This window comes from Microbulbifer maximicatervae (SeqCode), from assembly GCF_056232625.1.
On the sequence record NZ_CP174324.1, the window covers coordinates 4,496,476 to 4,510,309 of the forward strand.

At 46.7% G+C, this 13,834-nt stretch carries 9 protein-coding genes; 5 read left to right on the forward strand and 4 right to left on the reverse strand.

Going from position 1 to position 13,834, the window contains the following annotated elements; genetic code table 11:
- Nucleotides 1-150: 150 nt before the first annotated feature.
- Complete coding sequence (locus ACJJI6_RS19650) at nt 151-759, forward strand: MarC family protein (protein WP_475711821.1); 609 nt, start codon at nt 151-153, stop codon at nt 757-759.
- A 149-nt stretch (nt 760-908) separates the two neighbouring features.
- The gene (locus ACJJI6_RS19655; RefSeq protein ID WP_445355592.1) at nt 909-1,643 is read left to right on the forward strand and encodes a sulfite exporter TauE/SafE family protein; all 735 of its coding nucleotides are present in this window, start codon (nt 909-911) and stop codon (nt 1,641-1,643) included.
- A gap of 127 nt (nt 1,644-1,770) precedes the next feature.
- Here ACJJI6_RS19655 and ACJJI6_RS19660 read toward each other — a convergent pair whose 3' ends face one another.
- Nucleotides 1,771-2,130, reverse strand: coding sequence for a putative quinol monooxygenase (locus tag ACJJI6_RS19660; RefSeq protein ID WP_475711823.1), 360 nt, complete (start codon nt 2,128-2,130; stop codon nt 1,771-1,773).
- Between the two features lie 929 nt (nt 2,131-3,059).
- Between ACJJI6_RS19660 and ACJJI6_RS19665 the strand changes: the two genes are divergently transcribed.
- Complete coding sequence (locus ACJJI6_RS19665) at nt 3,060-4,922, forward strand: sensor domain-containing diguanylate cyclase (RefSeq protein ID WP_475711824.1); 1,863 nt, start codon at nt 3,060-3,062, stop codon at nt 4,920-4,922.
- A gap of 1 nt (nt 4,923) precedes the next feature.
- Here ACJJI6_RS19665 and pstS read toward each other — a convergent pair whose 3' ends face one another.
- Together pstS and ACJJI6_RS19675 are read right to left on the reverse strand one after the other, a co-directional pair.
- On the reverse strand, nt 4,924-6,006 hold the full coding sequence (gene pstS / locus ACJJI6_RS19670) for a phosphate ABC transporter substrate-binding protein PstS (RefSeq protein WP_475711825.1): 1,083 nt from the start codon (nt 6,004-6,006) through the stop codon (nt 4,924-4,926).
- Nucleotides 6,007-6,117: 111 nt separating this feature from the next.
- Complete coding sequence (locus ACJJI6_RS19675; protein ID WP_475711826.1) at nt 6,118-8,040, reverse strand: PhoX family protein; 1,923 nt, start codon at nt 8,038-8,040, stop codon at nt 6,118-6,120.
- A 229-nt stretch (nt 8,041-8,269) separates the two neighbouring features.
- On the opposite strand from ACJJI6_RS19675, the gene ACJJI6_RS19680 reads away from it, so the two are divergent.
- Both ACJJI6_RS19680 and ACJJI6_RS19685 read left to right on the forward strand, forming a co-directional pair.
- Nucleotides 8,270-10,873, forward strand: coding sequence for a TonB-dependent receptor (locus ACJJI6_RS19680; protein WP_475711827.1), 2,604 nt, complete (start codon nt 8,270-8,272; stop codon nt 10,871-10,873).
- Between the two features lie 131 nt (nt 10,874-11,004).
- Nucleotides 11,005-12,885, forward strand: a complete 1,881-nt coding sequence (locus ACJJI6_RS19685) for a phytase (protein ID WP_475711828.1) — start codon at nt 11,005-11,007, stop codon at nt 12,883-12,885.
- Here the strand turns inward: ACJJI6_RS19685 and ACJJI6_RS19690 are convergent.
- Nucleotides 12,863-13,300 (reverse strand): VanZ family protein, encoded by a 438-nt coding sequence (locus tag ACJJI6_RS19690; protein ID WP_475711829.1) that lies wholly within the window; start codon nt 13,298-13,300, stop codon nt 12,863-12,865. The two genes, ACJJI6_RS19685 and ACJJI6_RS19690, sit on opposite strands and share 23 nt — an antisense overlap.
- Nucleotides 13,301-13,834: the final 534 nt, after the last annotated feature.

The following is a 13,834-nucleotide window of genomic DNA, read 5'->3' on the forward strand; positions in this document are numbered from 1 at the left end:
GACTTTTTTTCTAAGTTACAAGTTACGCTTGCGCCAGCAGTTACCGTAGATAACGGCGTTGGACCCCCTAAGCACACCTCGCTCCGGTCCTGCCCATACTGCCTGGGGCTCTAATTAAGCGGATAGTAGCACGGCACGTCGGAGTCCCAATTGGACGATTGGATCAGTAGCTTTGTCTTTTTCTTTGCTGTGATTGACCCGGTGGGTACTCTGCCAGTGTTTATCGCAGTCACTTCACGACATGCAGAGTGGCAAAAGCGCAGGATAGCCTGGCTGGCAGTACTCGTCGCAACCGGGATCTTGTTGTTCTTTTTGGTCGCAGGGCAATTCTTCCTCGAGGCGATTGGCGTGCCCCTTTCTGCATTTCAGGTAGCCGGAGGCGTCGTCCTGTTCCTGTTTGCCTTAACCATGATATTTGGTGAGAGCAAGCCAGAGCAGGAGATAGAAATCATCCGTGAGGGGCATGAGACAGCGATTTTCCCTCTTGCGGTGCCCTCCATTGCCTCACCCGGAGCCATGCTCGCGGCTGTGGTACTCACAGATAACCATCGATTTGATGTGGTCCATCAGCTGAGTACAGCATCTGCCATGGTAGCGGTGTTGGCGATAGTGATATTGCTGCTGCTAACTGCCAACTGGATATATCGATTTATTGGTGATGCCGGGGCCAGTATCGTGAGTCGAGTTATGGGGCTGATCCTGGCCTCAGTGGCAACAACCAATGTACTTGTTGGGATTCAGCAGTTCTTTTCAATTTAGCTACTGGCATTTGGTTTTGTACTGGTTGAGCTAAGGCTGCGTTTCTTCTAGTGAAGAGAGTATTGGATTACCGGTTAGTGTTGGAATTGCGCCCAAGCCTGAATTTCTACTTTATTCACTGTGATTTTGGTGACTTCTGAAGCGGTAAAATGATAGAGCTATTGCTGCTGATTTTTGGCGTCTTGATTTGGTATATCAGCACGCTTGCGGCCGGGGGCGGAGCACTGCTTCTTGTTCCAGTGATTAGTTTTATCGTTGGTCCACACCTGGTTGCACCAACGGTAACCATTGCCAAGTGCCTGGCTTCGCCCTACCGGGCCTTGGTTTTTTGGTCCTATATTGATTGGCGGGTAGTACGCTGGCTTACTCCAGGCAGCTTAGTCGGGGCATTGCTAGGTGCATATTCCTATACGCAGATGTCCCCAGAGTGGATACAAATAGTGGTTGGGCTTTTTTTAATGTCCACGATACTGCAGTATCGCTTTGGCCATAGGGAAAGGTCTTTTCCCATGTCACTTCCCTATTTTTTACCTCTGGGATTGGTGACCGCTTTTGCTTCCGGTCTTATTGGGGCAATGGGTCCCCTTAAGAACCCTTTCTTGCTGAATTATGGCCTCGAGAAAGAATCCCTGATAGCTACTAAGGCCTTTAATGGGCTATTAATGCAGCTTGTAAAGCTGGGAACTTATATTACATTCTCGGCGGTATCCCTAGAGTTGGCATTCTATGGTGTGGCAGCTGGGCTTGGGGGGATTATTGGTGTAACCCTCGCTAAAAGGAGATTGAATCAGGTCAGCTTTAAAAAATTTAGGAAATACACTCTATTAGTAATGTTTTTGTGTGGCTTGGTATTAGTGATAAAAGCGCTTTATGACATGGTTTAGATTTATAGGGATAGTATTTATAATTTATTGCTAGAATTAACCGTTTGGAAAGCAAAGAATTAAAATTTGCTCTCCTAATTACAATACTATCATCATAAGAATTAGTATAATTTTTATATCCAGTTTATTAATGACTGCGTTCGAATCCTGCATAGGTGTGATACTGCTGGGGGGGTAGGCCTGCATGGCGTGCCTGAAGATCCTTGGGAAGATCGCCTAAATAGATGACGCGAGTGGGTTCTGCCGTCTTGAGCCAGCGCTCTGAATAATTCTCCCAGGTGTCCACATGTTTATGCGCGGCACTTACATCCTTGAAATGCTCGTATACAATAATTTCTCCACTATCAGAAATATAGTACTGATAATTCAGTGTCCCCGTTTCTTGCTGCGAGATTATCTCTACCATTTCATCAACAATTGACTTAAAGGCCTGCTCCTGTCCGTTCTTTATTTTCGCTTCCACAATCCAGCCAACATTATTAAACATAAGTATCTCCAATACGTTTTAAGAGGCTTTGACATAAGTAGTAGAGCAACAACTTTTAGACCCTGGGAGCATGCTGACTGATAAGCAACCCGCCGCTAAATACTAGAGGGGGAGTAACTGCTCTACTCAGGAAGAAGATCAAGCGATGGTCCTAGATATTGTAGACGACATCGTGGCGTCTAGTTTGGTAAGGCTAGCTATTTGATAGCTCTCCAGTTGCACGGAACTTCACCGGGCTCCTTATATCAGAAACCTACTTCAGGAATGACTAGTAGTTCATTGTTTGGTCTAAGGGAGGGTTCAATGCTTGTATTGTGAGATAAGCCCAATTGTATTCAGCTGTTCTTTAGAGGCTCCTTAATATCTAAGAGTGGCATATTTTCTATATGTACTGATTGGTAAACAACGATGAGATCCCCGGATCAGCAACAATTTCTAAATTTAGCGTTTTAGAGACAATATTTAAATTTGATGTGGGTAGTCAAATGTAATCGTTAACAGGAATTTTCTCTTTGGCGCATTTAAGATTTTGTATTCTTTGTCTCTCCTAATTAATACTTGATTTTAAGGATTAGTCCCAAGGTGTAAGACGGCGTAACAGCCTGTGTACCCTTATTTCAAGCTAAAAGGCATAAAACACATTACTTAAGCGCTTGATAAATGAAGAGTGAAAATGCCAAATAGGGGGGAGTAGAAAAAAGTTGTACCTGATAATTTAAAGCCCTTGCTAGTGTGTTTTTTGTACAGGTGCAGGCTTGTAGAATTCATACATAGCTATTTTATGTAAGTATGAATTGATGACTTTCTTGTATGGAAGCTATTTCTCTGAAATACAACAAGCATCATCAATTTACTTTGGAAGTCAGTATCCATTATGGCTGATTTGATCTTTATGAAGACGGAAATTGTTGCACATCTACATAGTAAGAATGAAAAAAACAATTGGTGAATTTGAACTGTGGACTCAAAAGGGTGGCCCTAAATGGCACTACCGTTTGGTTTGTTGTGCAGTGCTGATGTTTGTCATACTTCTTTCTATGCCCAGCTACCCCCATACGGTTGTGGATGTCACCTCGTTGGAGGGAGGAAGTAAACCGAGTGGCCTAAATGCAATTTGGCATGATCCATCGGGGTTTGGAAACATTGTTGAAGCTGAAAAATCTTACAAAAATAAACTTTTTCTTCCCCTGGGAACTGCCGGATCTACCGGACTTAAATCCGGAGCCTTCTGGTCTCACTTCATATTAAAAAACTCCAGTAGTGAAACAGTTTATGTCTCAATTGAATATGTGGATAACCAGCTCGATGGGCTGACGGCCTTTTCTAGGGTTCAGGGCGGCAGTCAGCCTTACACTGAGCTGGCAAGTCTGTCTGCGAACCAGCCTTTTTCCAGTCGAGAAATCAAGCATCATCGTTTTGCGTTCCCACTTAAAATCCCCCCCTTCGCATCAAAGGAAATGATGGTTAAATTTGATGTTGGAGTTTTGGGTGTTGCTTTTCCCAGTATGCGTGTTTGGCGACCTGAACAACTTGAAGAGAGGAGTAAGGCTGAGGCCATTTTAACGTCATTTCTTTTTGGTGGTTATTTTTTGATGGCCATTCTTGCGCTGATTGGTGCTATTACTGCGCGTAAGAATATCCTATATCTATACTCGTTATATTCCGTAACGAAAATTTGGGTGTGGGGATCTTTACTGGGATATACCCATCAATATTTGCTCCAAGAACAATTTGATTGGCGCTATCAATCGATTAGTAGTGCTGTGGCGATTCTGACCGGAATTCTTTTTGCCCGATACTTTCTTGAAACGAAAAAGTACACCCCAAGACTGGATTATTTTTTAAAATTAATTTTACTCAATGGTTTATTCCTGGTTATTTGCGTTGTTCTGCAGTGGGAAGCTCTGGCGCACATTTCCATGGTGCTTGCTCTGTTTTTCTATCCTGGTGTTGTTGTTGTCGCATTGGTGCGTTGGCGACAGGGGGATACTTCTGCGGCCGTTTTTGCTTTAGCCTGGAGCGTTTTGGTGTTGGGGCTTTTGGTGCAGGCGATGAGGGATCTCGGTTATGTGGTGCACAATCCAATTAATTATTATTGGCCCCCAGTTGCCTCTTTTGTTGAGATGTTGGCAATAATGATAGCTATCGGATTACTGGTAAAACGTTTACGGCAACAAAAAGAGACTGCAGAAAAAAGGTATCTACTACACCTGGAAGCCTCGAGAACCGAGCTGGAGCAACAGGTAAAACTTCGCACACAGGAATTGGAGTACGCTAAAGCCAAGGCTGAAGAGGAGGCGCGCACAGACCCGCTAACAGGTATTTTTAATCGCCGCTGCTTTTTCGAAGAGGCCAGTAATCTGGTGGCTGTGGCAATTAATAACCAAATGCCACTGTGTGTATTAATGCTGGATATCGACAATTTTAAATCTGTTAATGATATTCATGGCCACTTAATCGGCGATCAGGCACTCTGTGCGACTGCTCGAGTAATTTCTCAACACGTGCGGGATGTGGATATCTTCGGGCGTATTGGTGGTGAGGAATTCGCGCTAGTACTCAGCTCCAATGTCGAAGGAGCTATGAAGGTTGCCAATCGTATACACCGGGATATCGCTAAAATCGTGATTAAAAGTGCAGTTGGGCAAGCCCAGTTTACCGCAAGTATTGGCATCGCCCGCCTGCAGGGGCGAGAAGATATCCTGGAGCTAATGCGACGGGCAGACTCTGCGTTGTATCAGGCCAAACGCGCTGGACGTAATCGTATTGTGGAGTGCGCTGAAGCTACGTAAATTAGCGTACGTAGGTAACTGCATTGAGTACTTTTTGACGTATATTCTCCGGAAGGGGCACCAGGCCCAAGCTTCCGGCCTGGCTTTGGGATGCGTTGCTCAACATAAAGACTAGCATTTGCCGCAATGCTTGTGCTTTTTGATCATCCTGGTCTGCGTAGAGCAACAGCCAGGAAAAACTGGTAATGGGATAGGCGGTTTCTCCCTTGGGGTCCCAAATCCAGGCGATTAGGTTGGGAGCACCACTAATTGGCAGTGATGCTTTTGGAAACTCAACCTCCGATAGTGCCTCTGCTCCGCTCTTGGGGCCGGCAGCAATATAATTGCCCGCTCGGTTTTCCAGTAAAGCCACGGGCAGGTTTACCAGTTGGGCAAACCCGTGCTCGACATAGCCAATGGCCCCAACTTTCTTTCTTACTTTAGCGGCTACGCCTTGATTGCCCGGCGCTCTTTTAAATCTGGGCAGCTTTGGCCAACTGGGTGTTCTGTCCAAACCAATTTTTTCGCGGAATTTTGGGCTCACGCTACTCATATGCCCAGAAAAGATATATGAGGTCCCCGAGCTTTCAGAGCGGGTGACAACGGTAATCTCATCTCTGGGCAACTTGATATCGGGGTTTGCGGCCGCGATCTTGGGATCATCCCAGTGGGTGATCTCTCCCAGGAAAATCCCCACATATGCTTCCCTGGACAGTTTTAGCTTGTCGATTCCTGGGAGGTTAAATACCAGTACCACTTCCCCAGCAGTAACCGGTAGTACCACGCCACCGCCTTTCAGGTTGCGTAACTCATCGATCTCAATAGCGGCATCTGAGGCGGCAAAATCAACTGTATGACCGAGGAAGTCCCTGATGCCGTCACCGCTACTGCTCATCTCGTAGAAAATAAATATGTTGTTTTCCCGATGGGTAAACTGCCGAAACCACTCCACATAGATTGGGTAGGGGAAACTGGCGCCGCTGCCGCGGAGATTTACAGGATTTTCTGGTACCTGGGCAGTTCCCGGTGTGGCCGCAAGGATAAAACTGGCGATTGCCAGCACAGCGGTAAGGCGGCGTATAAGGGTTGCACACCTCGATATCATAGGGACCTCGGCTTATAAGCCTCCGACAACCTGCCTATAGGCGGGGTGAGAGGCCAAAAACTGCTTTAGATTAAAATTTTAGCAGGGTCCCTGGTTTGTCATATCCATTGCCTAGCTACCGACTATTTGGTCGTCCTCACGGTAAATGGCCAGTACTGATGGCCGAGGTGGTAACAGGGGATTATTATCTGGCCAGCGGTGCAGGGGTTGGTCATAAGTGGAGTTGCGCGAATCGGCCGGGTGTTGCACGGCAATAAACAGGGTTTTTCCATCGGGAGTAAATTCCGGCCCGCATACTTCAGCCCCTTGCGGGCAGCCAAAAAAATGCTTGGGTGCCGCCCGCAAAGGCCCCTCAGTAGCCATTGCCCAAAGTCCATCGTGGAAGCCAAAGCGCTCACAGCCATCGGTAGCAATCCACATATTGCCCCTGGGATCGAAAGCGACGTTATCGGGATTGGCAAACCAGCCGTGCTCAGAGATATCGTAAGGGGACTGTTGTCCATAGGCGCCCCTTTCAGCAGGGTCTTCAGCATTGGGGTTTCCACCAAGTAGAAATTGCTGCCACTGAAATTGGGCGCTGGTGTGGTCGCGGTCTCCCTTCTCCCCGGGGGGCGCTATTTCCAATACATGGCCGGCAGTATTGCGGGCGCGGGGGTTGGCGGCATCGGTATCGCTGCGCTTCTTGTTTTTGGTCAGCATTACATAGGTGCAATCATTGTGGGGGTTAGTCTCCACGTCCTCCGGCCGATCCATCGGCGTGGCTCCCAGTAGCGCGGCTGCGCGGCGCGCATCAATCATTACATCTGCTTGATTGCGAAAACCATTCTCTGCGGTCAGTGGGCCCTGGCCATATATCAGCGGGAGCCATTCGCCACTGCCATCGTCGGCAAATCGCGCGGCATAGAGCGTGCCATTAACGAGTAGCTTTCGGTTTGTATCGGGATCTTCGGGCTGATAGTTATCTTGGGATACATAGCGATAGACAAATTGATGTTCATCATCATCGCCGCCGTAAGCAACGATCGGTTGTCCCGGTTTACAGACCAGGGTAAAGCCTTCGTGCTCAAAACGCCCCAAACTGGTCAGCTTGCGCGGTTTTGATTGGGGGTTATAGGGGTCAAACTCCACCATCCAGCCGAATCGGTTGGGCTCTTTGGGTTCTACCTGAATATCAAATCGACGGTCGTGGTCACCCCAGTTGCGATTTTCTGGTTTTATACCAAAAAGTTGATGGTTTTCGATCTCCCGGGAATCTTCGAGCTTTTTTGGGTCTCCCTGAAAAGCGCCGCCAAACCCCTCTTCGGCAATTAATACAGTTCCCCATGGAGTTTTCCCTCCTGCACAGTTGCCTATGGTGCCGAGGACCTGGGTTCCACTGGGGTCTTGGCGGGTCTTCAAACGTTCGTCGCCTGCGGCCGGGCCAGTGATTTTCATTGGCGTCGTAGAAGTTATCCGCCGGTTATAGGGACTGTCAGCCACTACTTTCCAGCCCTGTTTACTTCTTCGAATTTCCACGATGGAGTGTCCGCAGGCGGCCTGTTCAATGGCCACGTGCTCGGCACTCACTCCTCGGGTGGCACTGTATTCGTCGTTATAACCGGGGAACATTAGATGGGGCTGGGTGTATTCGTGGTTGACACATAAAAGCCCGCGATCACTATTTTTGCTTTGTATATGCAGGTACCCCTGGGTAGAACTGGTCCCCACTGCCAAGGGCATAAAAGCAATAAAATCGTTGTTGTAACCGAATCGCTGTTCCTGGCCGCTGGCGCTAAGTTCTTCAGGCTGAAAAGGTGTTCCCTCTCTATTTAAGGGATCTCCCCACCTCAATAGAACCGTGGATTTATAACCCTCTGGTAGATGGTGTTGGTAATCCAGGCCATGGGGAATTTCTTTAAAGGTGAGGGAGTTGTGTGTGGGCTTTTCACTTTCACTACAGCCGGGTAGTAAGCTGCTTACAGCACCGGTGGCGGTTATACCACCCAGGACTTTAAATAGAGATCTGCGTGCTGGGTTTTTGGGGCTTTCGTTCATGACTGCTCCATATTTGGCTTCAGTATATGACGCTTTTTACTGTTAATTGCCTTGATGGTTCTTTTTAAGGCGATTGATATCTGTGTAAATAGCAGGGCTTACATCTATCGTCGCAGTACTAATTGACTATGTGATGACAAGCTTAAAAAAAATGTCACGTAAAGTTCATAGCGGCCTTCTAGTCTGCGTCCAATTCAAATAACCACCGGTAATGTGGGAGTGGGACGCAATGAAATACAGAACTTCAGGCTTGCGGTTACTGGGAATGCCATTGGCGGCTCTGGCGACTGCCATCATTAGTGCAAATGCTGTCGCAGAAAATGAGCAGGTAATGGAAACTGTGACGGTTACCGCCCAGGCAAGTAATGCGCGCAGCGACTTGGATCGACAGCGGGACGCCAATAAGGTCGTAGCGGTGCAAACTTCTGATGCGATTGGTGAACTCCCCGATGCCAATGTCACAGAAGCGCTACAGCGGATGCCCGGTGTATTTATTGCGAGAGATCAGGGTGAGGGGCGTTTCGTTGGTGTGCGGGGTATAGACCCAAATTTGAATGCGGCGACAATTAATGGTGTGAGCTTGCCGGCACCGGAAACTAACTCCCGGGCGGTAGCCCTGGATGTTATTCCATCGGACTTATTGGCGAGTTTGGAGGTATTTAAAACTCTTACGCCGGATATGAGCGCAGACTCTATTGGTGGTGCTATTGAGATCAACAGTCTGAATGCCCTGGATTATGACAGCAATCGCTACAAGTTCAGCGTAGAGAATAGTTACAGCGAGCTTCAGGAAGAGTACAGCCCCAAAGTGGCTGCGACCATGACCAATATTTTTGAATTTGATGGAGAGCGCCGTCTCGGGGTGGCCTTGGCGCTAAGTCATCAGGAGCGGGATTTTGGCTCAGATAATATTGAGACTGACGGTAGCTGGGAAGAACTGACCGCTGAAGATGGCTCTGTAGCTAAGGGCGCGACCGAAATAGAACATCGCGATTACAGTATTACCCGGGAGCGCACAGGTCTTGCTGCCAACTTCGACCTGGAACTGGGCAGTGACTCAAGCATCTATCTCCACAGCTTGTACTCAGATTTTTCTGATCAGGAAATCCGCCAGCGCAATTCCTGGAAGCTCGATGATGAGCGCGATGAGCCGGAGACTATTTCGGCCAACTCGGCAGAATGGGAAGAGGCCGCGTTGGAGAAGTCCCTGAAGGACCGCCTGGAAGAACAGGAAATTATTTCTGCGGTATTTGGTGGCGAGCATATTTTTGAGCAATGGGGATTGTCCTATGCCTTGGGATATTCCCACGCAGAGGAATCTGAACCCAATCGACGCGATACCGATTTTGTCTTGGACTCCCTGCGTTTGGGGTATGTTGAAGCTGGTGATACTCCCCGTATGGCGGTGGGAAGTGAGGATGTTGAAGCAGTATTGGACCCGGCCAGTTATCAACTCGATGAGTTGGTCATTGAAGATAACTTTACTGAAGATGAAGAAATCAGCTTCCGTATTGATCTCAGTAGAGAAATTGATTGGGCTGGCAATCCTTCAGTAGTTAAATTCGGATTACATGAGCGTCAGCGAGAAAAGGCTGGTGACTTAAATGCGACTGTATATGAAGGGTTTGATGGGGATTACACTCTGGCGGACTTTTCTCACAATAGTATCGATTATGGTTTGGATGCATTTGGACCTGGCGTCAATGTTGGAAGCCTGAATAGTTTTATCAATGCTAACCTCAGTGATTTTGACATAGATGAGACGGAGACCGCTTTGGCATCCACCCGTGACTACGCAATGAATGAAGACATCACGGCCTTGTATGTGATGAATTCTATTGAGTTGGATCGCTCCCAGCTGGTTTTTGGGGTTCGCTATGAGCGCACCGAATTTACTGCTGAAGGAGTGAATGTGGCAGAGTCGGAAGAGCCCCTGCCGGGTGCCGATTTAATTTCAGAAGGGGTTTATGCCACTGAGGTTAACTACGAGCGGGACTACGACAATTTCTTCCCCAGTATTAATTACAAGTTTGATTACAACGATAATGTTGTTCTCCGTGCAGCTTATTCGGAGTCCTTATCGCGTCCATCATTTGGCTATTTGAACCCCTCTCCGGCCAAAATTGAATACGATGATGGGGAACTGGAGGTTGAATCTGGAAATCCAGAGTTAGACCCCTATGAATCCCGCAATATCGACCTGTCTGCCGAATACTATGCGGACGACCTGGGTATGTTCTCTGTGGGACTTTTCCATAAGAGTATCGATAACTTTATTGTTATGTCTGAGGTTACCAGTAATACCGATTTTACCCGTTTTGTAGGTGATTTAGCGGTTGATGATGCTGAAGTATGGCAACCGATTAACGGAGACAACGCCCGTATCAGTGGTGCCGAACTGGCCTGGACTCAAGGTTTTGAAAATGGGTTCTTACTCAGGGCCAATGCAACATTTACCGATTCAGAAGCTGATCTGGGTCTCAATAGCAGTGATCGCAGTGACAAAATATCTATGCCTTCCCAGGCGGATTTTGTCGGCAACTTTACTGTAGGCTATGAGCGCGATGCCTTTAGTATGCGTCTGTCAGCAGCTTTTCGCAGTGAACGCCTGCTGGAAGTAGATCTTGAAAATGAGGCTAATGACCGCTACGAAGAAGACCATTTGCAATTGGATTTGTCGGCCCGCTACCGCTTTGATAATGGCCTTCAACTTACTTTTACTGGGGTTAACCTCACGGATGAACCTTACTATGTTCACATGTCTGGGTTTAATGGTCAGTACGAAGAATACGGTCCGACCTATGCGATTGGGCTGAGCTATAGCACTTTCTAGAATTTACACTGGAATTTTTGGATTAGTGCAATTTTTTACCCTGATAAAGCCCCTGCAATATTGTGGGGGCTTTGTTTTTGTAAAAATAATATTTTCTGTCAGTTACCGGTAAGTCCTAAGCAGGTTTTATTATGCGTTTTTCAATAGTGGGTGTTTTGTCCTGCCTTATATTACTCGGATGTGATCTTGAAAAGGATAGTCAAAGATTATCTTCACAAAAGATCATCTCTTTAAAGGGGCTGATAGCTGAACAGATTCAGATGGTCAGTTTCCCTAAGCAACAATACTTGTTGCTATCCAGTAAAGATAAGGGGCTAGTGCTTGTAGATGAGTCCGCAGAAATACAAGTTCAAAAGGATGGCAGAGTAGAGGCACTTGCCATTCAGCCAAGGGAAGATGGTAGCTACCTGGTGGCCGCTTACGAAGAGCAGGAAGCGCAATTACAGCTATATCAATTATTTACTGATCTAAATGATGATTTGCAGCTTCAACTTTTAGGAAAGCTTGAGAGTGTCAAGCCTGTGAGCGCACTCTGTTTTTCACTACAAGAAGGAAGAGACCACCTGTTTGTCATTGAAGAGGATGGGTTGGGAGTTGAGTACCTGCTTTCTCCCAGCGGTGGGCACTGGGACTTTACCGGGATCCGCCCAATATATTTAGGGGAGGAAGTTAATAGGTGTAGCGTGGATAACCGTCGGGGACGATTATTGGTATCACAGCCACCTGTTGGGATATTGGCATTGAATGCCGATGCAGAGCGAGATGAGGAGCGTGAGCTTTTAATCTCGGCGGAACAGCTCGGTGATTATTTCGGCAGCTTGCAACTGGATTATCAGCAGGACCAAATCTGGATTGCTGTGGAACAGGGAGTACAGGCTTTCGACTTGTCAGGAAGTGGTATGCCCGACCACTCTTGGACATTGCCTGCAGAAAGTCCTGCCTCTATAGCAGTTTTTGGTGATAGGTTGGCCGTGTTAAATGATAATCAGAGTGAAATAACCTATTTCCCGATAAATACCAAGCTGACCAGCGTAACAGATAGTCCGCTTGAGATTGTTCCCACTGTTGCCGCCAGGGGACAAACTGACCCCGTTCACTCTTATGGGGATGCTGCCGATGATCCCGCCATTTGGGTGAACTCTCATTCGCCGGCAAACAGCCTGATTTTTGCTACAGATAAAAAAAAGGGGCTCAATATCTATCATCTATCAGGCGGCTTAAAACAGCACTTTCCGGTAGGCAGGGTTAATAATGTTGATATCCGTAAAATTTCCCACCCTAATATTGATGCGATTGCCGTTGCCTCTAATCGTACTAACCCCGGTTTGGATCTATTTACTATTAGTACAACGGGCGAGGTGGGGTATCTTGGATACCGGGGTATAGGGCTTCGTGATCCCTATGGCTTGTGCCTGCAACAGGACGATAGTGGACTTTATGCCTGGGTTTCTGACAAGGAGGCCAGCTTGCATCAGCTCAAAATCAATGTCTCTGAGTCCTCCAATGAGTTTGAGATTGAGCAGGGTATCCAGTTTGATGACTATGGACAGGTTGAAGGCTGTGTTGTGGATGACCAGTTCGGAACCCTGTTTTTTGCTGAGGAAGACCGGGGGATTTGGCGGCTGGACCTAAAGTCCTTATCAGAGGCCTCTCCAGAGTTGGTGGCAGAAGTGGATGGTGAAAAGCTGGTGGCAGATATAGAGGGATTGGCACTTTATCAGGATGGCGATAAGGGCTATCTAGTGATATCCAGTCAAGGTAATGATAGCTATGCACTATTCAGCCGTAGTGGGAATGAATTTATTACCCATTTTCGGGTTGGTATGAATCCCCAGCTAGGTGTGGATGGCAGTTCGGAGACCGATGGTTTGGCCGTTACCAGTTCAGCTTTGGGTGCGGAATATCCGCAAGGTTTGTTAGTTGTCCAGGATGGGCGCAACCGAATGCCCAGCGCAGCCCAGAATTTTAAATTGGTTGATTGGAGAGAGATCAATCGTCTGTTGTCTCACTAGCGGTATCGGGGTTTTCAGGCTGGCTTAAATTGTTAATATTGCGGGCTCTCTGAACCAGGTAAACCAGAGAGCTCGCAAGTATCACTCCAACGATATCGGCGGCAAGATCAAGTAAGTCAAAAGTCCTTGAGCGAACAAATGCCTGGCTTATCTCTTCAATCAGGGCAAAGCCAAGCACTGCGATAGCACCATAGTAAACTCTAATAAAGCCGAGCTTAAAATAAGTGGCGCGGGTGGCAGTTATCAGGATAAGACCAAAAGTACCAAACAAGGCGATATGGCCTAGTTTATCGCCATAGGGGATAGCACGGACAAGGTCAAAAAATATACTACTCGATCCGGTATTGGCTAGATAGATAATCCAAAGAATAAAGAGAAAAAACAGTAGGGCTGAAGCCTTGAGAAATCTTGACATAATACTTATTGATACTGTTTCGTCTAATCTTGTGAAGCTTGACTATTGATTTTATAGATATCTAATTGGATCGGAAAGATAGGCCATTTGGCTATGTGAATTAGCCAGAATGTGATGGCTCAGTATCAATTATTTTCGACTTACAGTCCCTACATAGGTAGGCGATACCATTAATATCTAGTGATTTACTTTTAGATCGAAACTCATAGGGCTCCATGTTTTTCTTACAGTCGGTGCAAATAGGTGGGTTTTCAAGTTTTTCTTGCTCTAGCTGTTTTTTTGTTCCGAATATTAACAGCACAAACACTATAAGAATGGTCCATTGAAAATTGTCTGGCTGCCTAGAGCTTCTCGAAACGAAGATTGAATAAATTAATAGTATAGAAACTATTGTAATGTATATAATTGAATGAGTTTTTTTGGTTTCTTTTAGCGTGTTTTTATAATCTATTTTCGCTCGATAGTCTTCTTGGTATTCCTCCAGATCTTTTTCATTCAGTATTTTATTCTTTTTGTTGTTCATTTTGGAATGTA